The 23,026-nt window shown below is 70.2% G+C and carries 20 protein-coding genes, 1 rRNA gene and 1 pseudogene; 14 read left to right on the plus strand and 8 right to left on the minus strand.

The features are described 5' to 3' along the window. Positions 1–157: 157 nt before the first annotated feature. The 3 genes from rrf (at position 158) to BLQ73_RS09030 (ending at position 3,439) form a co-directional block, all read left to right on the plus strand. Positions 158–274, plus strand: a 5S ribosomal RNA gene (gene rrf / locus BLQ73_RS09025). Positions 275–941: 667 nt separating this feature from the next. Next, a complete protein-coding gene (locus BLQ73_RS33900; protein WP_245690927.1) occupies positions 942–2,543 on the plus strand; it encodes a hypothetical protein in 1,602 nt (533 codons plus the stop codon). A 23-nt stretch (positions 2,544–2,566) separates the two neighbouring features. Next, positions 2,567–3,439: a prolipoprotein diacylglyceryl transferase gene (locus BLQ73_RS09030; RefSeq protein ID WP_245690928.1), complete on the plus strand. Its 873-nt coding sequence runs from the start codon at positions 2,567–2,569 to the stop codon at positions 3,437–3,439. A 135-nt stretch (positions 3,440–3,574) separates the two neighbouring features. Here BLQ73_RS09030 and BLQ73_RS09035 read toward each other — a convergent pair whose 3' ends face one another. Beyond that, on the minus strand, positions 3,575–4,501 hold the full coding sequence (locus tag BLQ73_RS09035) for an MBL fold metallo-hydrolase (protein WP_245690929.1): 927 nt from the start codon (positions 4,499–4,501) through the stop codon (positions 3,575–3,577). Between the two features lie 113 nt (positions 4,502–4,614). Between BLQ73_RS09035 and BLQ73_RS34960 the strand changes: the two are divergent. Beyond that, positions 4,615–4,860 (plus strand): annotated as a pseudogene (locus tag BLQ73_RS34960) (single-stranded DNA-binding protein); the annotation flags it as partial. An 11-nt stretch (positions 4,861–4,871) separates the two neighbouring features. Here BLQ73_RS34960 and BLQ73_RS33905 read toward each other — a convergent pair. Both BLQ73_RS33905 and BLQ73_RS09045 read right to left on the minus strand, forming a co-directional pair. Further along, positions 4,872–5,093 carry a hypothetical protein gene (locus BLQ73_RS33905; protein WP_245690930.1) on the minus strand — a complete coding sequence of 74 codons (222 nt, stop codon included), beginning with the start codon at positions 5,091–5,093 and terminating at the stop codon, positions 4,872–4,874. A gap of 1,052 nt (positions 5,094–6,145) precedes the next feature. Further along, positions 6,146–7,942, minus strand: coding sequence for a DUF1015 family protein (locus BLQ73_RS09045; RefSeq protein ID WP_420820001.1), 1,797 nt, complete (start codon positions 7,940–7,942; stop codon positions 6,146–6,148). A 141-nt stretch (positions 7,943–8,083) separates the two neighbouring features. On the opposite strand from BLQ73_RS09045, the gene BLQ73_RS09055 reads away from it, so the two are divergent. Then, the gene (locus BLQ73_RS09055; protein ID WP_093169939.1) at positions 8,084–8,521 is read left to right on the plus strand and encodes a tetratricopeptide repeat protein; all 438 of its coding nucleotides are present in this window, start codon (positions 8,084–8,086) and stop codon (positions 8,519–8,521) included. Between the two features lie 172 nt (positions 8,522–8,693). Here BLQ73_RS09055 and BLQ73_RS09060 read toward each other — a convergent pair whose 3' ends face one another. The 5 genes from BLQ73_RS09060 to BLQ73_RS09075 all read right to left on the minus strand — a co-directional run bounded on the left by BLQ73_RS09060 (position 8,694) and on the right by BLQ73_RS09075 (position 11,867). After that, positions 8,694–8,864 (minus strand): cupin domain-containing protein, encoded by a 171-nt coding sequence (locus BLQ73_RS09060; RefSeq protein WP_245690932.1) that lies wholly within the window; start codon positions 8,862–8,864, stop codon positions 8,694–8,696. A gap of 50 nt (positions 8,865–8,914) precedes the next feature. After that, positions 8,915–9,901 (minus strand): HAD-IIA family hydrolase, encoded by a 987-nt coding sequence (locus tag BLQ73_RS09065; RefSeq protein WP_093170097.1) that lies wholly within the window; start codon positions 9,899–9,901, stop codon positions 8,915–8,917. A gap of 78 nt (positions 9,902–9,979) precedes the next feature. Beyond that, on the minus strand, positions 9,980–10,303 hold the full coding sequence (locus BLQ73_RS09070) for an SCP2 sterol-binding domain-containing protein (RefSeq protein ID WP_245690934.1): 324 nt from the start codon (positions 10,301–10,303) through the stop codon (positions 9,980–9,982). 1,009 nt (positions 10,304–11,312) lie between these two features. After that, complete coding sequence (locus BLQ73_RS34530) at positions 11,313–11,447, minus strand: hypothetical protein (RefSeq protein ID WP_275936279.1); 135 nt, start codon at positions 11,445–11,447, stop codon at positions 11,313–11,315. A 3-nt stretch (positions 11,448–11,450) separates the two neighbouring features. After that, the gene (locus BLQ73_RS09075; protein ID WP_093169941.1) at positions 11,451–11,867 is read right to left on the minus strand and encodes a hypothetical protein; all 417 of its coding nucleotides are present in this window, start codon (positions 11,865–11,867) and stop codon (positions 11,451–11,453) included. 389 nt (positions 11,868–12,256) lie between these two features. Between BLQ73_RS09075 and BLQ73_RS31080 the strand changes: the two genes are divergently transcribed. The 9 genes from BLQ73_RS31080 to BLQ73_RS09120 all read left to right on the plus strand — a co-directional run bounded on the left by BLQ73_RS31080 (position 12,257) and on the right by BLQ73_RS09120 (position 22,967). Continuing rightward, positions 12,257–12,442, plus strand: a complete 186-nt coding sequence (locus BLQ73_RS31080) for a hypothetical protein (RefSeq protein WP_143020187.1) — start codon at positions 12,257–12,259, stop codon at positions 12,440–12,442. 800 nt (positions 12,443–13,242) lie between these two features. Beyond that, positions 13,243–14,061, plus strand: a complete 819-nt coding sequence (locus tag BLQ73_RS09085) for a TlyA family RNA methyltransferase (RefSeq protein ID WP_093169943.1) — start codon at positions 13,243–13,245, stop codon at positions 14,059–14,061. Continuing rightward, positions 14,058–14,966, plus strand: a complete 909-nt coding sequence (locus BLQ73_RS09090) for an NAD kinase (protein ID WP_093169944.1) — start codon at positions 14,058–14,060, stop codon at positions 14,964–14,966. Before BLQ73_RS09085 ends, BLQ73_RS09090 begins: the two co-directional genes overlap by 4 nt. 130 nt (positions 14,967–15,096) lie before the next feature. Further along, complete coding sequence (recN, locus tag BLQ73_RS09095) at positions 15,097–16,809, plus strand: DNA repair protein RecN (RefSeq protein ID WP_245690935.1); 1,713 nt, start codon at positions 15,097–15,099, stop codon at positions 16,807–16,809. Positions 16,810–17,184: 375 nt separating this feature from the next. Next, positions 17,185–18,381 carry a putative cytokinetic ring protein SteA gene (gene steA, locus BLQ73_RS09100; protein ID WP_093169945.1) on the plus strand — a complete coding sequence of 399 codons (1,197 nt, stop codon included), beginning with the start codon at positions 17,185–17,187 and terminating at the stop codon, positions 18,379–18,381. Next, positions 18,378–19,361, plus strand: a complete 984-nt coding sequence (locus tag BLQ73_RS09105) for a copper transporter (protein ID WP_093169946.1) — start codon at positions 18,378–18,380, stop codon at positions 19,359–19,361. The genes steA and BLQ73_RS09105 overlap by 4 nt, the downstream gene beginning before the upstream one ends. Beyond that, positions 19,361–20,221 carry a hypothetical protein gene (locus tag BLQ73_RS09110; RefSeq protein ID WP_093169947.1) on the plus strand — a complete coding sequence of 287 codons (861 nt, stop codon included), beginning with the start codon at positions 19,361–19,363 and terminating at the stop codon, positions 20,219–20,221. The genes BLQ73_RS09105 and BLQ73_RS09110 overlap by 1 nt, the downstream gene beginning before the upstream one ends. Beyond that, on the plus strand, positions 20,221–21,855 hold the full coding sequence (gene murJ / locus BLQ73_RS09115; RefSeq protein ID WP_093169948.1) for a murein biosynthesis integral membrane protein MurJ: 1,635 nt from the start codon (positions 20,221–20,223) through the stop codon (positions 21,853–21,855). The genes BLQ73_RS09110 and murJ overlap by 1 nt, the downstream gene beginning before the upstream one ends. A gap of 23 nt (positions 21,856–21,878) precedes the next feature. Beyond that, positions 21,879–22,967 (plus strand): glycosyltransferase family 4 protein, encoded by a 1,089-nt coding sequence (locus BLQ73_RS09120; RefSeq protein WP_093169949.1) that lies wholly within the window; start codon positions 21,879–21,881, stop codon positions 22,965–22,967. Positions 22,968–23,026 lie beyond the last annotated feature (59 nt).

Here is a 23,026-nt window from a genome sequence, read left to right on the forward strand (position 1 = left end):
GGCCGGGTGTGGAAGCATTGTAAGGTGTGGAGCTGACCGGTACTAATAGGCCGAGGACTTGACCGCAAGGTTTTGTGCAGTCTGTGTGCTGTGCGTTTTTGCTCGCGTCCACTGTGTGATTCTGAGGCGGCAATCTTTTGGTTGTTGTCGTTGGGGTTACGGCGGTTTTTGCGGAGGGGAAACACCCGGTTACTTTCCGAACCCGGAAGTTAAGGTCTCCAGCGCCGATGGTACTGCACTCGGGAGGGTGTGGGAGAGTAGGTCGCCGCCGGACAATTTTATATGAGAGGGGCCATCCTGTGTGGGGTGGCCCTTTTCTTGTTTTGGGGGGTTGCCTGGGGTGGGGCGGCCCCTCTTTTTTTGTTGTTTTGGTGTTGTCGGTGGGGTGGTGGGGTTGCCGGCGGGGTGGTGGGGTTTCTGGTTTTGTTTTGTGGGGGCCGGGTGGCCCCCTTTTTTGTTTGTGCGGTGGTTGGTTTCCGGGGTTTCTTGTTGTTGGCTGATAGTGCAGCAGTATTGGTGGCCGCTCCCAAGAGTATGCTCCGAGGAGAATTTCTGATCTCTCGAGGCGCCTGCTGCCGGTGTGCCGGGCCGCTCGGAGGCATCCACGGCGGCTGGGGTTGAGTGAAGGAGTGCCGGTGGAGGAGTGCCGCTTGGGGCTTCGCCGTACCGGGGGCGGCGTGGCGCTGGTGGAACATTGGGATTTGCTGGGCGGGGCCCGGGGAAGTGTGGGGGCTTGCTAGGCTGGGGGGAGCCGGGCCACCCCTCCAGGGTGGCCTTCATCGCGTAGGGCCGGACGCGGTGCAGCGAGACGAACGTGGGCATGGCCCGTGGCCGGACGGCGTCCGACGTGGCGAGTGCCTGATCCGTGGCGGCTGTAGAGCCGAAGGTGTGCTCGCCGAGTGAGGCAACGAAATGGACAGAAGTGAACAGAGATAACGGACGTGACGGCGCGGGCCGACGCGAAGAGGGCGGATACCGCGGTTCTGGCGGAGACCGCCGAGGTGGCTTCCAGGGGGGCAGAGAGAGGCGCAGCCTTCCCGGCGAGGGGCCGCGTTATGGCGAGCGGCGGTCATACGGTTCGCGTGATCAAGGAGAGCGCCCGCCTTTCCGGCGTGATGAGCGCGACGGCAGAGAATGGCGCGACAATCGTGAGGGCGGGTCCGGCGGTGGTGACGCCGGCTCTGGAGACGACCGTCGGCCTCGTGGGGATCGTCCGTTCCGGGATTCGCGCGATCGTGATTCCCGTGATCGTGATTCGCGTGGTGGTTTCCGTGGTGGTGATCGTCCGTTCCGGTCGGGTGATCGGGATCGCGGTGGCCGGTTCGGTGATCGTCAGGGTTATGGCGATTCGCGGGGGGAGGGTCGTCCGTATCGGGATCGGTCTGGTGGGGACCGGCCGTACCGCGACCGCGACTCCTCGGGAGAGCGGCCCTATCGTGATCGGGACTCCGGTGGCGATCGGCCGTACCGCTCGGGTGAGCGTTCGTCGTTCGGTGGTTCCCGCGGAGGCGATCGAGGCTATGGCGGCCCTCCGCGGGGCGGAGACCGGCCTTATCGGTCCGATGATCGCGGAGGTAGGGGCGGCGATCGTCCCTATCGGGATCGTGATTCGTTCGGTGGCGGGCGCTCCTTCCGTTCCGACGACCGAGGCGAGAGGCCCAATCGTTCGGGCGACCGTCCTTCTTACGGCGGTTCACGTGGTGGTGACCGTCCGCGCCGTTTCGAGGACCGAGGATACGAACGCCGTGGCGATCGTCCTTACGGGCGCGGGGGCGATCGCGACGGGCGGGGCTTCGGTGACAGGGGCGATCGTCCGTATCGCTCCGATGATCGTGGGGATCGTCCGTTCCGTGATTCGCGCGATCGTGATTCGCGCGATCGTGATTCGCGCGATCGTGATTCGCGCGATCGTGATTCCCGTGATCGTGATTCCCGTGATCGTGATTCCCGTGATCGTGATTCGCGTGGTGGTTTCCGTGGTGGCGATCGTCCGTTCCGGTCGGGTGATCGGGATCGCGGTGGCCGGTTCGGTGATCGTCAGGGTTATGGCGATTCGCGGGGGGAGGGTCGTCCGTATCGGGATCGGTCTGGTGGGGACCGGCCGTACCGCGACCGCGACTCCTCGGGAGAGCGGCCCTATCGTGATCGGGACTCCGGTGGCGATCGGCCGTACCGCTCGGGTGACCGCGACGGTGGGTCGTTCCGGCAGGAGCAGGGCGGTTCGCGGAGCAGGTATGGCAAGCCGGAGCGTTCGGAGGAACGTACGGATGCCCCTCGCGAGCGGCTGCCCGAGCTTGAGCCCGACATCACCCCGGACGAACTCGACCGCGAGGTGCTCGACGGGCTGCGTTCCCTTCCGCTGGAGCTTGCGGAACTGGTGGCTAAGCACATGGTCGCGGCGGAACGGGCTCTTTCCCGCGACGACATCGAAACCGCGTACGAGCATGCCAAGGTCGCACGTCGTTTCGCGGCCCGCATCGGGGTCGTCCGCGAGGTTTCGGGCGTCACGGCATATCGGGCGGGGCAGTACGCCGAGGCTCTGAGCGACTTGCGTGCGGCGCGGCGCATGACGGGCTCCGATGCGTATCTGCCGATCATGGCGGATTGTGAGCGTGGCCTCGGCCGTCCGGAGCGGGCTCTCGATCTGGTTCGGTCGCGTGAGGCGGAACGGCTCGATCGCGAAGGCCGGATCGAGCTGACGATCGTCGAATCGGGCGCTCGCCGGGATCTGGGGCAGCTCGACGCCGCTGTGATCACGTTGCAGCGTCTTCCCGAACTGCGTGACACACGTCCTCAGCCGTGGTCCGCGCGGTTGGCCTTCGCCTACGCCGACGCTCTCGCTCACGCCGGCCACCAGGCCGCCGCGATCGAGTGGTTTGAGCGGGCCGTCGACTTCGACGAAGAAGGCGAGACCGATGCGGCCGAGCGCTACGCGGAGCTTACCGGCACCGCGGTCGACCACATCGAAGACATCGAAGATGCCGAGGATGCCGAGGAAGAAGTCAGCGCGGAGGGGGACGCGTCGCACTCCGGGCTGGTTGCGAACGGTGAGGACGTCGAGCTCGACGACTTGGCCGATCTGAACGCTCAGCTTGAGGAGGACGACACCCTGGAGGCCGGTCAAGAGCCGGTCGCAGGGGAGAAGACTTCGAGCGAGGAGGCTTCGGATGACGAGGTCCCGGCTGCTGACGCGGTGATCGAAGCGGCGAGCGAATCGACCGATGGCGACGAGGCTCGATCTGCTGAGGTCGGGGAAGCCGCTGAAGGCCAGGCCCCCGGGGCGGAACCGGCACCTGCGGACCAGTCTGCACCGGAGTCGGAGTCTGAGCCGGCATCGGAGACCGATGTGGTGAAGCCTGGCGTCGGTCCGGCGTTCATCGAACCGGATTATGGCGACGTGCTGGATGAGGCGGCCCCGCAAACGAAGCGCGAGGAGTGATCTCGGCTGGTTCCGATGGAGGGCGCCGAACGCGGTGACGTTCGGCGCCCTTCTGGCGTTGCCGGCTTGTACGGCGTATGCCGTACAAGCCGGTGAGTCATGTGGTGCGGACGCCTTGGGTGGCCGTGTGAACGGTCACGGGGCGACGCGGTCGAGCCAGTGCAGGATGCCCGCGACATTGGATGGGGCGCCGCTGAGGAGTTCGAACTGTTCAGCGGTTTCGTCGTCGGCTTGCAGAGCGGTGTAGCGCCCTCGCGTGCGGTCGCGCACCATCGCCACGGCGTGGTCGAGGTCCATGCCCTCGGACTTGGCCTGGCGCGTGAGGTCTACCCAGATTTTTAGTTCTTCCGCAGAACGCTCAAGGATGTCTTCAACCTCTTGAACCGGCCCGTAGTGGCTGAACAACAGCCTTTCCGGTGCAAGGGCCTGGAACAGTGCGATGGAGTTCAACGCGGTGTCGAGGTCGAAGTCCGGGGGTGGAGTGACCGGGCGCAGATCGCCGGTTTGGGGGAGGTATACACCCGCCGCATCTCCGACGTAGAGGTCGCCGGTGCTTGAGTCGATGAGTCCGACGTGATGCTTTGCATGCCCTGGGGAGTAGTGGCTGGCGAGGGTGCGCCCGTTGCCCAGATCGACGGCGCCTGTGTCGCCGAGGGCGCGGATGCGCGATGCCTCGGTGGGCGACAGTTCCCCAAAAAGTGTATCGAGGCGGTCGCCCCACACCATGCGTGCACTGGCCATCAGTCTGGACGGATCGGCGAGGTGCCGCGCGCCCTTCTCATGCACGACGATGTCGGCGGACGGGAAATAGCGTGCGATGTCGCCGACGCCGCCGGCGTGGTCCAGATGGATGTGGGTGACGACGACGGTCGCCAGATCATCGGGGCCTACGCCCAAGTGGTGGAGGGCGTCCCGGACGACGGGGGCAGAGGTTGACGTGCCCGTCTCGACCAGGCACGGTCGGTCACTAAGGATCAAGTAGCCGGCGGTGATGCCGGAGAATCCCGCCATACGGGTGTCGATCTCGTAAACGTCCCCGCCGAGTGCGGTGATGTTTTCCACAGGTCACCTCGGAGCTTGAAGTAATCCACAGAACGGCGCTCGGCCCATTCTGGGGATGCTCACATCGTAGAGAGTGGTCCTCGCCAAGGAGCACCCCCATTGGGAGGATCACGATGGACCGCAACGAAGTCATCCTGGTCGGCCGTCTGTCTGCGCGGCCTGAGCGGAAGTCTCTGCATGCGGAAGACTCGCTCGTGACATGGCGTGTGATCGTCCGGCGGCAGCGGCGCCAGCCGTCCACCAGGGTGGACAGCATCAGGTGCGTGACCTACGACCGGCAGGTGGCCTCAGGTCTGGACGACTGCGGTCCGGGTGACGTGATCGAGGTCATCGGTTCGCTGCGTCGGAGGTTCCTCGCCGATCGGAACACCTACATGGAGGTGGAGGCGACCGCGGTGAGGAATCTTCCGCCGCCTCTGCCTGCAGAGGAGCTCGGCCCCGCAGCCGCGACGCCGCGTTCCGTCGATGCCTTGATGGCGGCGGTGCCGTCGACAGCAGCGGCGTTGTCGACGACGGCAGGGGTGTCGACGACGGCAGGGGGAAACGCGTCCACTGTGGAAGAGGCCTCTGCGGCGGCACCGGCGTCCGCCACGGCATCGGCCTCCACTGCGGCCCGGGTGTTCGCTGCGGAGAAGGGGAAGGGCGGGGTGATGTCGGACGCGTTGATGTTGCCTCCGTCGCTCCTCGGGGATCGGAGTGAGCGTGCGGCCGCGTCGCCGGAACGGGGTGGTGACGGTTCGATGTGGGGGAGTGGGAGGCGGTTGAAGGGACGGAGCCCCGAGGGACGGGTTCTCCTGGGGATGTCCGGCGGCGGTCCTGGACCGCTGAGCAGCGCTGGGAAAGCACGAGGCGGCGGCGGAGGGAGCGCAGGCCCGAGCGGGCGGACCGAGGGGCGCGGAGGCGGGCCCGTCAGACCGGGGGCAGGCCGTGAAGGGGCGCATGCCATTCGGGAGAGGGCAGACGCCGCACGGGGAGGTCCGGATGGGGAGACCGAGCTCATGCACCGCTGCCCGGCGTCGTGTGGATCTGCTCCCAACTCGCTTATGCGCGGGGGTGGCCGAGGTGGCGGGTCCGCGCCTGTCTGTGACCAGGCGGTAGGCGGGCCGTTGCCGGGAGAAAGGAGCAAGGCCGCGGTCTGTGCTGATCGGTGCGATGCGATGTCACTTGGGCCCTGCGGTCGTGATGGATGTGGCTCATGCGGCCGGAGCCGCACGCTCCCTCCTGCTCTCGACGGCGGCGAATCAGATCTTGGTGGGCGGGCGGACGGCGGGCCGGCCACGGGGCATTCCGAGAGCGGTGCCCGGGTCAGCGGACGGCGATCAACGGCGATGCCAGGGGAGGCGGGCGGGAGGCCTGTCGCCGACAGCGGCGTTCTCGCCGTCGGCGGAGCGGCTGCTGCAGACGGCCCCTCTGGAGAAGGGGCGAGCTCGCCTTCCGTGGCCGGTGGGCCGCCGGGCGGCGGCAGGGCACGTGCGGCTCAGGTGCCACGCCCGAAGGCCACGCCTCCTGACGGACGAGTGGGAGAGGACGGCGGAGCCGAGCCGGTGCCGTCCCTCGACCGGGGTCTGCCCCCGCTCTGCCCCTCCGGACGGGAGGACGGGAACGCCGAGAAGGGCACACGAAGTCGCCGCCTTGGCGGGTTGATCAATCTGTGGCGAAGGTGCGCATGACGAGCCCGGTGCGCGGCTTCGGGCCGAAGGATGTGGACTTCCTGGGCACCCGCTCGCCCTCGGCGGCCACGGCCGACACGGCGTCCACGGCCAGTGGCTGCAGCACCACGGCGGTGCCGCCGGCCTGGCGCGCGAGATCCTCGGCCGCGTAAGGGTCGTGGTGGACGATGCGGACGGATTCCTCGTCGTCCCGTATCCCCCACACCTTGGGGAACACGAACTCCGCCAGGATGGACGTGTTGAGAGATCTCCAGCGTTCCGAGCGGTCGTCGGGCATGGCGCGCTCAAGTTGGAGAGCGTCCGGATCGGTGAGCAGGTGGCTGCTGCCGTCCCCGGCGAGCAGGAAGGCGATGCCGTGGCATGACGCGAGTGCGGTCAGCCCTTCGTGAAGCGTGGGATATTCATGCACCTGCCAGGCGCCCTTGGCCTTGGCCACGGCCTCAGCGAGTGGCAGTGCCGGGATGACTCGGTGGATGGGTTTGAGGTCGGGGGCGTAGACGGCGGAGTCGACCAGCAAGGCGAGACCGCTGTCCCAAGGGCCGTTTCCGTGTCCCGACGCGTGGTACTCCTGCTGGAGCGCCCTGTAGGTCGCATATCTGTGATGGCCGTCCGCGATCAATGCCTGCCGGTCGTGGAGGTCGGCGGCGATCAGATCGAGCTTGGGTTGTTCGGTGACGGCCCACAGGCGGTGGCGAATGCCGTCGTCGGTGACGGCCTCGATCAAAGGAGGTCGAGTGGTCGCGATCTCATCGACGAGGTGGCTGGCAGGGCCGCCTCCGTCGTAGAGGAGGAAGATGGGTTCGAGGTTGGCCTCCGCGGCGCGCATCAAGGCCAATCGGTCGGCGACCGGCCCCGGCATCACGTTCTCGTGAGGCAGCACGATGCCCTGTCGAGGGTCCGTCAGGGCGACCGCGCCGATGAGACCGCGCTGAAGAACTCGCCGTTCCGATGCGGCCTCCGATGCTGCCTCGGACGTGGACGGCGCGCCGGGTCGGCCCTCGGTCTGAAAAGCGTGTCCAGAGCGGAGTGGACGACTGCCTTCCGGAGAAGCGGGAGGTGCGGCGTGGTGCTCCGGCAGAGTTCCGTGACCGTCCATGGGGCGGTGGCGGTGCGTCTTATGGAGGGAAAGGTCGGCCAGGGGGATGTCGCTCGTGGAGGCGTGCTGTGCCGTTGGGCGGACAGCGCTGTGCGTGTCGGTTGCGGTGCACTGCTCATAAACGTAGATCGCCGGTTGATCGTCCGCTGCCAGGAGGCCGGATGCCAGCCAAGACCTCAGTGTGTCCCGGGCCTCGGCATACCTGTGGTGATCCGGACCGGGAAGGATGAGCCGAACGACATTGGCGGGGTGGAGGGCGAGAAGGTCGAGGATGTCGCTGTCCGACACCAGGTCATATGGTGGTGAGGTCACCTGAGCCAGGTTGTCAAGGACGTAGCGCACGCCGCGAAACGGCTGTAGCACCAGCCCGTCTTGTACCGGTAGTTCAGAGCTCGCCATACCGGGAATGCTCCCATAAAGGCTTGAATCGCCCGAGAAGTGCTCTGCCGGTGTCCCTGAACACGGCTCCGGCGGCGGTTGGTCAGATCCCATGTCGGCCCACGTCCCAGAAGGAGGTCTCCCACCTGACATCCTCCCCCGTCTGAAGCAGCCCTCGAACCAACGAAACCCTGCGGTTATCCCAGGGGGATCCCCGCCTCCCTGTCCGACCGTCCGATCGAGAGGAGGACGCCCACTGAGCTCGTGCATCCGCTGCCCCCGCGTTCCGCCTCTCATTCCGCCAAGCGGCGAGGGCACCGCAAAGCTCGCATGTGACGGCCTGATCTACACCGCCACACGTCGGTTCGGCGAATCACGCGGTGGTGCCGCGTTCCCTCCCCAGGCTGACGCCCGGGTCTGCACGCTCTAGGAGTTGCGATGATTCAAGGACGGGACGGCTCGTCTGACTTCTCAGCGAATGAATCCGGCAAGCCTGACGGAGATGTCTACGACTGGTTTCAACGCGGATCCCGCCTGCTGAAGGAGGGGAGCCCGGCTGCCGCAGCGGCTCTGCTGGAGCGTGCCGCCGAGGCGGAGCCGGAGTCTCGGAGCATTCGCGAAGCACTCGCACGGGCCCAGTTCAACTCACGTCAATATGCACAAGCCGTTGACAGCTTCCGGCAGATCGTGGCCGCCAATCCGGCGGAGGACTACGCCTACTACGGTCTCGGCCTCGCCCTGTGGCGCACCGGCGACATGGAGGCGGCCCAGGAACCGCTGGCCATCGCCGTCGCCATGCGGCCCGATCAACGCCACTACGTGACCGCCCTGAACAGCGTGCGGGCCACCCTGCGCGCTAGACGGGCGGCATCGTGAGACAGCGCCTGGAACCGGGTCCGCATGTCTAATCAGCGGACTCCGGCTCCCGTGGCGTCCGGCCTCTGGGCATCCGCCGACCGACGAGGCCGGTTTCGCAACTTCGCTGATCTTGTAGCCGGGGATGGACGGCCGGCGCACTGTCAAGACGACGGACTCTTCTTCGGCATACTCAGGAGTGATCGACGCCCTTGCCCCACACGACGTAGTCACCCTGCCTGGTCAGGACCACATCGTGCCCGGGAAGGTCAACGCGGAAGCGGCCGCTGATGAGCACCAGGAGGGCGGTGCGCTCCCCTCCTGCCGCTGTGAACGGTGGACCTGCCCGGTGATCGGTCGGCACGGCGCCGTCGGCGCGTTGCGCCGACGGCGGGGTCGGGGCCGGCTGTGAGGTCAGGGGGAGAGCAGTTCCAGAGCCGAGGTGACGGCTGCTGGGGCGGCGGAGTGGTGTCCTACTGAGGCCCAGGTGGCGGCAGAGGCGGCCCGGAGGGCGTTGACCGGGTCTCCGTGGCCTTCGAGCGAAAGGGAGTTGTCCTTCCACGTGGCGGTCCACGCGGCGCAGGTCCATTGGCCCGCTTCGACGGTGATGTCGGGATAGGGCTGGTGGAGCTCCGAGAGGTCGGCGGCGATGTAGGTCGGCCTGTGGCGCGGTCCCGCGGTGAGGATGTCGAGGGGGGTGGCGACGCCGGTGAGGACGAGGAGGCTGTCCACCGAGGCGGCGGTGGCGCCTTCGATGTCGGTATCGAGCCGGTCGCCGACGACCAAGGGGCGTTGGGAGCCGGTCCGGAGGATCGACTCGCGATGCATCGGGCGTTCGGGCTTGCCGGCGACGATGGGGGTGGCTCCGGTGGCGTGGGCGATGACCTGGGTGAGGGAGCCGTTGCCGGGCACCTCGCCCCGGCTGGTGGGCATGGTGCTGTCGGCGTTGGCGGCGACGAACAGGGCGCCTTGCCGCACGGCCAGCGCGCCCTCTCTCAGCAGGCTGTAGGAGAGGTCGGGGGTGAATCCTTCGACGACGGCGACAGGGTGGTCGAGGGCCGTGGTGACGGGCCGCAGGCCCTGCTGGCGGACGGCCGTACGCAGGCCCATGCCGCCGACGACGAGGACGGGGGAACCGGCCGGCACGCGTTCGGCGATGAGCCGGGCGGCGGCTTGAGCGGAGGTGACGACATCTTCGACGGAGGCGGGGGCGCCTAGGGCGGTGAGGTGTTCGGCGATAGCGCGGGGGGTGCGTGATGCGTTGTTGGTGCAGTAGGCGAGGCGTATGCCTGAGCGCGCCGCCTCCTTCAGCGACTCGGTGGCGGCGGGTATCGGATGCGGGCCCAAATAGACCACCCCATCCAAGTCAAGCAGGAGGGTGTCATATCCATCGATCAGCATCTTGGCGCCCAAGGCACACCTCACTCCGTTCAGTGCTGTTCCCGAATCCTCAATTTTCCCTCCAGGCGGAGAAGAGCTTTAAAGGAGCTTGCGAAGGCGCATGAGGTCGCCGAAGCTGGCCTCCAGCTTGACCCTGCCACTGAACAGCGCGCGGGCGGTGTCGAGTGTCCCGTCGACCAGTGCGATCAGGTCGTCACTGGTGATGATGAGGCGCACATCGGCGGGGGGCGCATCGGCGCTCGGAGACTCGGTGAACGGCCCGAGACCGCCGTGATGAAGGCGGCCGTGGAACGTGACGGCCAGGTCTGAGACGGTGCAGTTGATGGTCCGTTCGACGACATGCTTCGCACGCGTCTCGTGGTCGAGCCCGTCGAACTGCTCGCCAAGTTTCAGCAGTGCCACGCGGCACTCCTCGACGGTCGCCATGGGTCAGAATCCCTTTCCTTCCGGACCGGTCCGTACCTCTCTACATACGGAAGGTAGCGTTCCGCATAGGCACAACGTGAAATCCGGCACGCGGGGGCGTGCCGGAAAAGGAGGCGTCTGCCATGGTGTTCGAAGCTTTGCGTGGATACACGCAAGAGCCAGATCGCACCAATGGGACAACGAACAGAGCCCACGCTGTAGTTCGCGATCTCTTGTCCTCTGGTGAAAACGGGGTGAGCCAGATGTCCAATCAAGTCGATTCGTTCACTGATGAGCTTGTTAGTGCCGGGAGGTCTATCAGGCATAAGTTCGATGAGATCGTACGGGGGGAGGTCGATCGCTTGATGCGTGCTCTCGACCTGCCACGTGGCGAGGATATCGACCGTCTGCACGAGCGTGTCACCGAGCTGGAGTCCCGCATCGAGGGGGGCCCTACGCGCGCTGCCACGACGGCCAGGCGCACCACCACCGCGCGGGGCACGACCCGTCGCGCGGCCGGTGGCGCCGCGGCGACCAAACGGGCGACGGTTACGGCGGGAGCCAAGCGCGCCACGACCCGGACCACCGCGGCCGCGAAGAGGACCGCGGGAACGGCGACGACGGCGGCCAAGCGTGCCACGGGGGCGGGCACGGCGGCCACGAAGCGCGCTGCGACCACGAGAAGGGGCACCACGACCCGGCGCACCGCCGGCGCGGCCACGACCGGGCGCACTACGGCTGGACGCGCCACGACTGGGCGGGCCGCGGGTGCGGCCGGACGCACGACGACCGGGCGTACCACGACTCGGCGGGCCACTGCTGCGGCCGGGCGTGCGACGACTCGCGGAACCCGTACCGCGGGCGCGGCCGGCGGCCGTACGGCCGGAGCCGGGAGACGCGCGGCCGGGACCGGCAGCCGGGCTGCGGGGACGACGGCCAGGCGTGCGGCCGGGACGACCGGACGCGTTGTCGGGGCCGCCGCCGGTCGGGCCACCGGGACGGCGGCTCAGGCTGCGGGCGCGACTCGGCGCGCGGTGGGTACGGCGGCGAATCGCCTGGCCGGAACGGCCGGCCGCGCCACCGGGACGACCAGGCGTGCGGTCGGCGCGACGGCCTCGGCGACCCGGCGTGCCGCGGGCACCGCTCAAACGGCCGCCCGGCGCGCGACCGGCGGCGGGACGACGGGTGCGGCAGGCCGTACAACCGCTGGCACGTCGCGGCGCGCCACGGGCACCGCCGCCGCGAGCCGTCGGACTCGGAGCACCGCGGGCACCACGGCCGCGAGCCGCCGGGGCCGTGGCACAGCGGATACGGCGGGCACAGCGGCCAGGGGTCGGCAGAGCCGGAGCGCTGCCGGGGCCGCGGGCGCCTCGCGTTCGACCCGTGGTGCGGCGGGAGCGACGAGGCGGGCGCGGGGCGTCTTAAAGAGCACCGGCGCCGCGAGCGCTTCGCAGAGCACGTCGTCCAGGTCCGCACCGGCCGGGAAGTCCTCACCAGGGTGGTCCGCCGCGGCGCGGCGTTCCACTTCGGTGGCGGCCACCCGGCACGCCGTCTCCGGCACGGCGCGGAGTTCTCGTGCGGCGGCCGGGAGCGCACGGCCGAGAGGAACCGCGGCGGCGCGATGCCGCGGTCCGCGGTGAGAGCCATGGCGAGGACCATGCCGAGGATCGTGTCGCGGACCGTGTAGAGAGCCCTGCCCGCGATGAGCGCGGGCACGGCGATGACGGCAACGGTTCGGACGGGTTCCGGTACCGTCAGGTCAGCCGCCGGCAGGGCGAGCGCCTCCCGGATCGGCCGGAGCGCGGCCTCCCGCTCGGCGGGTGTGCCGAGAGGCGCAAGAGGCACTGGGGCGAGTACGAGAGGCACGGGGACCGTCAGGTCCGCGCCGCAGGCGTCGCGATCGGCGTCGGCGCGGTCGGGTTCCGCGATGAGCCGCACTGGAGGGGGCGCATGACAGAGCCGCTGGACGCGACCGGCAACGCACGGGTCGACGACGCCCTCGGGGCGTTGACCCGGCTGCCGGACCTCCCCGTGTCGGGGCACGTGGCGGTGTTCGAGGAGGTGTTCACGGAGCTGGAGGGCGCTCTGGCCTCCGCAGACGACTCCGTCGCGCGACCCGCGGGCCACGAAGGGTGAGTCCGCTGCCGGAAGGGTTCAGATGTCCCGTAGCGACTCCGGGACGGAGGGCCGGGCGAGTCGAGGCATCAGGCTTCTTGTCGGGCCTGTAGGTCGGCGGCTCGCCCGGTCCCCCACATGGGCCGAGAGACGAGAGGGCGTCCAGCGGAGGTTTTGAGGCATGGGCGCCTTCTGCCGCTGGGTCGTCTGAAGCTGCGTTGGGGACAGTCGAAAGGGGACGCCGTGATCCACCAGGTCGAGGTTGTGCCATAGCCCACTCGATCGGCCTGCGCGCGGTGGGTGTTCTTGCCGCCCTATGAGGGTGACGGGGCAGCGTGGGGAGAGGTGGGATGCCGTGATCTGCCAAGTTGAGGTCGTGGTTGTCTCCTACCGGATCGGCGGGGCTGAAGGGGTGTGGTCTGAGGACTTCGTTGCCCTATGAAGGTGTTGACACACCATAGGACTTCTCTGTCGGCTGGGATGTCGTGAGCTGTATTGGGGTTGCCGGATCGGCGGGGCTCGCGATGGGGTGGGCGGTGAGGGCTCTCGTTGTCCTAGGAGGGCGATGGGGTGGGGCAGCATGGTGCCTTCGGATCGGGAACCGGGTGATCGGGCTGCGAGAGGCGTCGGTGAGCTTGTGCAGGGTTGTCCTCCGCGGCGGCGCAAGCCGGACAGAGTGAGCGAAATGGGGCTGGTTTGGGCGTGAGTCCGTGGTTGGGGCTTGTCGAAGGGCCGCAGGGCCGACGGCAGGCTCGATTGGGCGTCTGCTCCGTGGCGGCCGGGGGGCCGGTGGCCCGCGGCCGTATCGGTCGGGTGGGCGTATGAGCCGGCGGGTGAGGCTTGACAGTGAGCTGGTGCGCCGAGGGCTGGCGCGGTCGAGAGAGCAGGCGGGGCAGCTCATCGACGCGGGGCGGGTGTCCGTCGGCGGGAGGGTCGCGGGAAAGGCGGCCACGCAGGTGGACACGGCGTCGGCCATCGTGGTGGCCGACGTCGAGAACGGACCGGATTATGTGTCCCGTGGGGCTCACAAGCTGCTCGGGGCCCTTGAGGCGTTCGGGCCGCACGGGCTTGTGGTGAAGGGGCGGCGCTGCCTCGACGCGGGGGCGTCGACGGGCGGCTTCACGGACGTGCTGCTGCGCAGCGGCGCGGCGCACGTGTTGGCCGTCGACGTGGGATACGGCCAGCTCGCGTGGTCGATCCGCACGGACGAACGGGTTACGGTGATGGAACGGGTCAATGTCAGAGACCTGACCTCCGAGATGGTCGGAGAGCCTCCATCGCTGATGGTGGGGGATCTGTCGTTCATCTCGCTGCGTCTGGTTCTGCCGGCGCTGGCTGGATGCGCGGCGGATCAGGCGGATTTCGTGATGCTGGTGAAGCCGCAGTTCGAGGTGGGCAAGGACCGCGTGGGGGCCGGCGGCGTCGTGCGGGATCCCGGGCTTCGGGTCGGTGCCGTACGCGAGGTGGCGGAGGCCGCCACGAAGCTCGGGCTGACGGTAAGGGGCGTAACGGCCAGTCCGCTGCCAGGACCATCGGGCAACGTGGAATATCTTTTGTGGCTGGGAAAGGGAGAGGGCGCGCCGCCCGTCGCGGATCTCTCCTCGGAGATAGAACGGGCGGTGGCGGAGGGGCCCCGGTGACAAGCGGGCAGCGTGCCTTCCTGGTGACCGCCCATGTCGGGCGGGACGCGGCCGTGGACAGCGCCAGGAGGGTCATTCATCAGTTGCTGGCGGCGGGCATCAGCGTGCGCGTGCTCAAGAGCGAGGCGGACGCGGTGGCGTGCCGGGGCGTCGAGGTGGTCGCCGAGGGCGACGCGGCCGTCGAGGGCACCGAGATGATGATCGTGCTGGGCGGAGACGGCACGCTGCTGCGCGCCGCCGAGATCGCCAGGCCGGCGGGCACGCCGCTGCTCGGGGTGAACCTCGGCCATGTCGGGTTCCTCGCCGAGGCCGAGGTGGCGGACCTCACGGAGGCCGTCGACCAGGTCGTACGGCGGCGCTACGACGTCGAGGAGCGCATGACCGTCGAGGTGACGGCGCGGCTCAACGGCGAGGTCATCGCCGACACATGGGCGCTGAACGAGGCTACGGTCGAAAAGAGCGACCGCATGCTGGAGGTCGTCACGGAGATCGACGGTCGCCCGCTGTCGCGGTGGGGCTGCGACGGGGTGATCTGCGCGACGCCGACGGGTTCGACGGCGTACGCGTTCTCCGCCGGCGGCCCGGTCGTGTGGCCGGAGGTGGAGGCACTGCTGATGGTGCCGATCAGCGCGCACGCATTGTTCGCCCGACCGATGGTGGTGTCGCCGCGCTCGGTGCTCGCCGTGGAGATTGTGCCTGACACGCCCAACGGCGTGCTCTGGTGTGACGGCAGGCGCAGGTTCGACCTCCCGTCCGGATCCCGCGTCGAGGTCCGCCGCGCCCGGATCCCGGTACGGCTGGCGCGACTCCACGGCGTGGAGGACACCGGGGCACCGTTCACCGACCGGCTGGTGGCGAAGTTCGAGCTGCCCGTGCAGGGCTGGCGGGGCAGGGTCCGCCACTGAAGGCGCAGGCGGGCGCCACCCGCGTGGCTTCTGTGGCCATCCGAGTTGATGAAAGCTGAAGCGCGTAGGATCGTGGCGCGCACCGTACTGGTGTTCGATGGCTTATTCGATGGCTTGGACGGAGGGACCAGTGCGACCAAGGGTCGATGAGGTCCGCATCCAGGGGCTCGGCGTGATCGACGAGGCCGTTCTGGAGCTCTCGCCGGGGTTCACCGTCGTGACAGGCGAGACCGGCGCCGGCAAGACCATGGTGGTCACCGGACTCGGGCTGCTCTTCGGCGGCCGGGCCGACCCCTCTCGCGTCCGGCCGGGCTCGGGCCGCGCCGTCATCGAGGGCACCCTTGTCGTCGATCCCCGGGGCCGCGTCGCGCAACAGGTCGAGGACGCCGGAGGCGGCGTCGAGGACGGCGAGCTGATCATCTCGCGCACCGTGTCGGCGGAGGGCCGCTCCCGGGCCTGGCTCGGAGGCCGCACGGTGCCGGTGGGCACGCTCACCTATCTGGCCGACGAGCTGGTCGCCGTACACGGGCAGATGGACCAGCAGCGGCTGCTCCAGTCGGCCCGCCAGCGCGGGGCCCTCGACAGATATGCCGGGGAAGATCTGGTCAAGCCGCTGCGCGACTACGAACAGACCTACCGCCGCCACCGCGAAGCCGCCGCCCTGCTGGACGAGCTGACCACCCGCGCCAGGGAGCGCGCGCAGGAGGCCGACATGCTCAGGTTCGGGCTCGGTGAGATCGAGGCCGCCGAGCCGCGCCCGGGCGAGGACGTCGAATTGCGGGAGGAGGAGGAACGGCTGGCGCACGCCGACGCCCTGCGCCTCGCCGCCACCGCCGCGCACACGGCGCTCCTCGGCGATCCCATGTCGGTCGCCGATACGCAGACCGACGCGGTGTCCCTGGTCGGCCAGGCCCGTTCCGCCGTGGACTCGGCCCGGGAGTTCGACCCCGTGCTCGGGGGGCTCGCCGACCGGCTGGCGGAGGCGGGTTACCTGCTCTCCGACATCGCCATGGACCTCGCGTCCTACGCCGAGTCCGTCGAGGCCGACCCGGTGCGGCTCGCCAACGTCCAGGAACGCCGATCGGTGCTCGCCGGACTGGTCAGGAAATACGGGGTCGACGTCGACACGGTCCTCGAATGGGGGCGGGCCGCGGCGGCCCGGCTCACCGAGCTCGACGGCGACGACGACCGCGTCGGCGAGCTCCACCAGGAGCTCGCCGACCTCCACGCCCTGCTGGGCGAGCGGGCCGCCCGCCTCACCGAGATCCGTACGGCTGCCGCCGAGCGCTTCGGCCGCGCCGTCACCGAGGAGCTGGCCGCGCTGGCCATGCCCCACGCCCGGGTGGTGGTGCAGTTGAACGCCGCCCCCGACTTCGGCCCCCACGGCGCGGACGAGACGGAGATCCGCCTGGCCGCCCACCCCTCGGCACCCGCTCTACCCCTCGGCAAGGGCGCGTCCGGCGGTGAACTGAGCCGGGTGATGCTGGCCATCGAGGTCGTGTTCGCCGGAGCCGACCCCGTCCCGACCTTCGTCTTCGACGAGGTCGACGCGGGGGTCGGAGGAAAGGCGGCCGTCGAGATCGGGCGCCGTCTGGCGAAGTTGGCCCGCACCTCCCAGGTGATCGTGGTGACCCATCTTCCGCAGGTCGCGGCCTTCGCCGACCAGCACCTGGTGGTGGAGAAGGCGAGTGACGGCAGCGTGGTGCGCAGCGGCGTCGTCACGCTGGACCGCGAAGGCCGGGTGCGCGAGCTCTCCCGCATGCTCGCCGGCTTGGAGGATTCGGAGCTCGGCAGAGCCCACGCGGAGGAGCTTCTGGAGCTGGGACGGGCGACGGGGCCGTGACCGTGCGGTGACCGTGCGGTGACCGTGCCGGGTGCGTTCGGTCGGGCACGGGATCGGGCACGGGATCGGGCACAGGGTCGGGCACGGGATCGGGGACGGGGCGGGGCGGTCGGAGCAGTGGCTCGGGGAAGTGGCTCGGAGCAGTGGCCGGGCGGGCGGCGGGTGCCCGGTGGGCAGGCATTTGGCCTCTCCGGCGTGGTGTGTGGGCGGTTGATGGGGTTGATGTGATGAGCTGCGGAAAACGGTTCGCCGACCTTGATTGGCAGGGGTATAGGCGCTCTACCTGCGGAAACCTCGTAGATCTTTCTGTGACAAAGGCGACACGCTGGGTGAGCATGGGTCTGTGAGGTCTGGGGCTCTGGCAGGATGGTCGTGATGAAGGTGCCGACCTTGAGGGTTCCGGGCCTCCGCCGCAGGAAGGCAGATGACCTTCCCGGGGTGACGGCAGTGGCGAGGATCGATCGGCGGACCAAGAGGCTGACCAAGCGCCTCAAGGCCGGGGAAATAGCGATCATCGACCATGTCGACGTCGACCGGGTGAGCGCGGAGGCTCTTGTCGCGTGCGGAGCCGCCGCAGTGGTCAACGTGGCGGCGGGCATCAGCGGCCGATATCCCAACCTGGGCCCGCAGATCCTGATCGAGGCCGGGGTGGTGTTCGTCGACGGCGCCACGCCCGAGCTGTTCGAGCGTGTGAAGGACGGCGACGAGGTCCGTCTCTGCGACGGCGTGGTCTACATCGGCGACGAGCCGGTCGGCAAGGGCGACGTGCAGTCGGCGGAGAGTGTCGCCGCCGCCATGTCGGAGGCCCGGGCCGGGCTCTCGGTGCAGATCGAGGCGTTCGCCGCCAACACCATGGAATATGTCCGCCGTGAGCGCGACCTGCTCATCGACGGGGTCGGGGTGCCCGACATCCGCACCTCGCTCGAAGGGCGGCACGTGCTGATCGTGGTGCGCGGCTACCACTACAAGGAAGACCTCGCCACGCTCCGGCCGTACATCAGGGAATACCGTCCGGTGATGATCGGGGTGGACGGCGGGGCGGACGCGCTGCTGGAGGCGGGCTACCTGCCCGACCTCATCGTGGGCGACTTCGACTCGGTGTCGACCAAGGCGCTGACCTGCGGTGCGGAGCTGGTCGTCCACGGCTACCGCGACGGCCGGGCGCCGGGGCTCGAACGGGTGCGTCAGCTCGGCCGCAGCGCGGTGGTGTTTCCCGCGACCGGCACGAGCGAGGACATCGCGATGCTGCTGGCCGACGACAAGGGCGCCGAGCTGATCGTGGCGGTCGGCACACACGCGACGCTGGTCGAGTTCCTCGACAAGGGGCGGGCCGGGATGGCGAGCACCTTCCTCACCCGCCTGCGCGTCGGGGGCAAGCTCATCGACGCGAAGGGCGTCAGCAGGCTCTACCGCAGCCGCATCTCCACGCCGTCGCTGATGCTGCTGGTGGCGGTCGCGATGGTGACGATGGGCGCGGCGCTGCTGGTCTCCCCGGTGGGCCAGATCTGGATCGCCGGACTGCGCGATCTGTGGAACGGTTTCATTTTCTGGATGGTCGGACTCTTCTCGTGATCGATTTCCGGTATCACCTCGTGTCGATCGTGGCCATCTTCCTGGCGCTGACGGTCGGGATCTTCCTCGGCAGCACGGTCCTGACCGACGAGCTGAAGCAGACCACCGAAGAGGTGAGCAGTCTGCTCGGCCAGAACAACCAGGAGCTCCGGGGCGAGCGTGACACGCTGCAGCGGCGCGAGGAGGGCAACAACTCCTTCGTGACCGCCTCGACCGGCCAGCTGGTCCGCGACGAGCTCGCGGGCGAGTCGGTGGTGGTGTTCGAGGCTCCCGGCGCGACCGCCTCCATGCGCGAAGCCGTACAGAAGGTGCTGGTCCAGGCGGGGGCGGCGGTGAGTGGGCGCGTCGCGCTGACCGAGCGCTTCGTCGACCCCAAGGAGGTCGGCTTCGTCGAGCGGACCGCCGACACCGCCAAGCCGGTCGGGATGACGTTCGCCGACGAGGCGACGCCGCACGCCAAGGCGGGCGCGGTGCTCGCCTCCGCGGTGGTGACGCCGGACCGGGCGCAGGCGGGCAAGAGCGCCTCGGACGCCTCCCAGGTGCTGGACACCTTCGAGAAGGGCGGTCTGATCTCGGTGACCGGCGAGCCTTCGAAGCGGGCGACGCTGGCCGTGGTCATCAGCGGCGATCCGTTCGAAGGGGAGAGCGCCGAGGCCCAGAACATGGCGATCGTCTCGACGGTGGGCGCGCTCGACGCGGGCGGCCAGGGCACGGTCGTGATCGGTACGGCTGACGCCGCCGCCTCAGGCGGGATGATCACCGCGCTGCGCGACACCAGCGAGGTCGCGCAGCGGGTGTCGAGCGTGGACACCGCCGATCTGCCTGCGGGGCGCGTCGTCGTGGTCTACGCTCTTCGGGAGCAATTGTCAGGTGCGGCCGGGCAGTACGGGCTGGGCAGCGATTCTTCGGGATTCCAGCCCGTCAGGGAGCCGGAGCCCACACCGACGCCCTCCTCGACGTCGACCTCTGAGGGAAGCTGATGATGTCCCGTGCTCTGATCGGTGCCCTGGCGGGCGCGGCGCTCGGTGCCGTGGCCGCCCGCGCCGCCTACTCCGCCTTCCGCCGCCGCCCGCCCGTCGGCGACGCGGAGACCTGGGCGCGCACCAACCACCGCGGCGAGCCGATCACCCTGCTCGAAGGGCCCGCGTTCGTCGCGGGCGCAGGGGCCGCGGCGGCGCTGGTGCCGGGCCTGTCCTTGCGGCAGCGCGCGGCGGCGCTTCTGGCGGGTGCCGGAAGCGGCGCGCTCGGAGCCTACGACGACCTGTACGGCACGACCTCCTCCAAGGGCTTCAAAGGACACCTGTCCGCGCTGCGCAAGGGCGAGGTGACGAGCGGAGCGGTCAAGATCCTCGGCATCGGGGCCGCCGGGCTAGCGTCGGCCGCCCTGGTCTCGCGCGGCCCGGTCGACACCCTGATCAACGGCGCGACCGTCGCGGGCAGCGCCAACCTCGCCAACCTGTTCGACCTGCGGCCGGGCCGGGCCGTCAAGGTGGGCCTGCTCACCGGCGGCCCGCTGCTCGCCGCGGCCCTCGCCAAGCGCGCCCCCGCGGCGGCGGCGCTGGCCGCCGTGCCGGTGGGGGCGGCTGCCGTACTGCTCCCCGAGGACCTGGGGGAGCGCGCGATGCTGGGCGACGCCGGGGCCAACGCGCTCGGCGCGCTCGTCGGGCTCGCCGCGGCCACGACCCTTGGCCGCCCCGGCCGCCTCGCGGTGCTCGGCACGGTCGTGGCGCTCACGGCGGCCTCCGAGAAGGTCAGCTTCACCAAGGTCATCGCCGGCAACGCCGTGCTCAACCGGCTCGACATGCTGGGCCGCCGGCCCGCGCCCGCGCCGACGGAGTGATGGCCGCCCCGCCGGTGAGACGGCTGGGCCAGGGCATCGCGGGCGCCGCCGTCCTGGTCGGGGTGCTGACCGTTCTCGCACGGATCACGGGGTTCGGCAAACAACTGGCCTTCGCCCAGACGGTCGGCACCGACTGCCTGTCGACGGCCTACTTCACCGCCAACGCGATCCCCAACCTGGTCTTCGAGATCGTGGTGGGCGGAGCGCTCGCCGGCATGGTGGTGCCGCTGCTGGCCGGGCCGGCGTCCCGCCCCGGGGATCCGGAGGCGAAGGCGGAGATCGGTGAGACGACGTCGGCGCTGCTGACGTGGGTTCTGGTCCTCCTGGTGCCGCTCGCCGTGCTCACCGCGCTGGTCGCCGGGCCGATCGCCGGACTGTTCCTCGGAGGGGACGCCTCCACCTGCGACCCGGAGGCGCTGGCGCAGGTCACGGCCCGGATGCTGGTGGTGTTCGCGCCGCAGATCCCGCTGTACGGCCTGGCCGTCGTCCTCTACGGGGTCCTCCAGGCCCACCACCGGTTCACCTTTCCGGCGCTCGCCCCACTTGTGTCGAGCCTCGTGGTGATCGTGGGATATCTGGCCTTCGTCCCGCTGAGCGGAGGCGACACCGGGCTGCGGCGCGAGGTGGGGCCCGGCGAGCTCGCCCTGTCGGTCGGCACGTCCCTCGGGGTGCTGGCGCTGGTGGTCACCGTGGTCGGGCCCGCGTCCCGGCTCCGGCTGCGGCTGCGTCCGCGGCTGCGCTTCCCCGCGAGCGTCGCCGGGCGGGTGCGCACGCTGGCCTTCGCGGGGCTCGCGGCGCTGCTCGCCCAGCAGGCCGCGACCGCGTTGGTCGTGTGGCTCGCCAACACGCAGGTCGGCGCGGGGGGCCTCGCCGCCTACAACTTCGCCTGGGCGATCTACCAGGTCCCCTACGCGGTGCTGGCCGTCCCCATCGCCACCGGCGCGTTCCCGGCGCTGGTCGCGCGGGCCGACGGCGGCGACGAGGCCGGGTTCGCCGCCGTCGCGGCGGGGACGACGCGCGCGGTGGTGCTGGTGAGCGGCCTGGCCGCCGGAGCCCTGGCCGCCGTGGCGGCCCCGGCCGCGCAGGTCTTCATCAAAGACCCGTCGGCGGTGGTCGGCGTGGACGAGTTCGCCCGAGCGGTCGCCCTGTTCGCCCCGGGGCTTGTGGGGTACGGCCTGATGGCCCACCTCAGCCGGGTCCTCTACGCCAGGGGTCTGGGCCGCGCCGCCGCGGGCGGCACCGTGGCCGGATGGGTGGTCGCGATGGCGGCCCAGGCCCTGTTCGCGGTGATCCTGCCCGGTGACTGGAAACTCGCCGGTCTCGGCCTGGGCGGCTCGGTGGGCATGACGGTCGGAGCGGCGGTCCTGCTGGTGTCCGTGGTGAGGACGGCGGGCGGGCCGGCCGCCGAGGGGCTCGGACGGGCCTTCCTCGCGGCGCTGGCCGGCGGGGCCGCCGGGTTCGCCGCGGGCGGTCTGGTCGCCGCCTGGTCCGCGCCCGTCGGGGGGTGGAGCGGCGGTGTCGTCACCGCGCTCGCCGGGGCGGTGGCTCTGGCGGCGGGCGGGGCGGCGGCCCTGGTGGTGGACCGGCGCGACGCGGCGGCGATGGTGTCGCGCTTCGCGCGGAGGAATGCGTGAGGAATGCGTGAGGAGGACGGGATATGGGTGACCGCAGGCGGATCGCCTTCGTACTCGGCACCAGCGCGGGCGGCGTGGGGCGGCATGTGCGCATGCTGGCCGCCGGGCTGGTGCGCGAGGGGCACGCGGTCCTGGTGGCGGGGCCGCGGGCGACCGAGGACACGTTCGGCTTCACCGGGGTGGGCGCCCGCTTCACACCGGTGCCGATCTCCGGCCGGCCGCACCCGCTGAACGACCTGAAGGCGGTGGCCCGGCTGCGCCGCGCCACCGCGGGGGCCGGCGTGGTCCACGCCCACGGTCTGCGCGCCGGGGCGCTCGCCGCGCTGGGCCTCGCGGGCACCCGGACGCCGCTCGCGGTGACCCTGCACAACGCGGCCACGGCGGGAGGCGCGGTGGGGGCCGTCTTCGCGGCGCTGGAGCGGGTGGTGGCCCGCAGAGCCGACACCGTGCTCACGGTCTCGCCCGATCTCGCGGAGCGCATGAGGGCGCTCGGCGCGCGGGACGTCAGGCCCGCCGTGGTGCCGGCGCCCGCGCTGCCCGAGCCGCGCCGTACGGTGGCCGAGACGCGCGGCGATCTCGGGGTGGGGGAGCGGCCCGTGCTGCTGACGGTGGCGCGACTCGCCCAGCAGAAGGGACTGTCGGAGCTTCTCAGCGTGGCCGCGGGACCCTTCGATCAGGAGCCGGTGTTCCTCGTCGCGGGCGGAGGGCCCCTTGCCGGGGAGTTGCAGGCGCGGATCGACCGGGAGGGGCTGCCGGTGAGGCTGCTCGGCGACCGGGACGACGTCGCCGACCTGCTCCGGGTGGCGACGGCCGTGGTCGTGCCGAGCCGGTGGGAGGGGCAGCCCCTGAGCGTCCAGGAGGCGCTGCGCGCCGGATGCCCGCTGGTGGCGACGGCGGTGGGCGGTGTGCCGGAGATGGTGGGGGAGGCCGGTGTGCTGGTGCCGTACGGGGATGTGGCCGCGATGCGCGGTGCCGTCCGGGATCTGCTGGGGGATCCCGCCCTTCGGGCCAGGCTGGCCCGGGCGGCGCTGGCGCGGGGGGCGGCGCTGCCGGGAGAGGCCGAGGCCCTGACCTCGGTGCATACGGTGTACGTCGAAATTGCGCGAGGATGAATAGTGGGCGGGGGAGCGTTCACCTATACTGCGTCTAGTTAGGGAGGGGAGTATCCCTT

This window comes from Sinosporangium album (genome assembly GCF_900100605.1).
GTDB classification, from domain to species: domain Bacteria; phylum Actinomycetota; class Actinomycetes; order Streptosporangiales; family Streptosporangiaceae; genus Sinosporangium; species Sinosporangium album.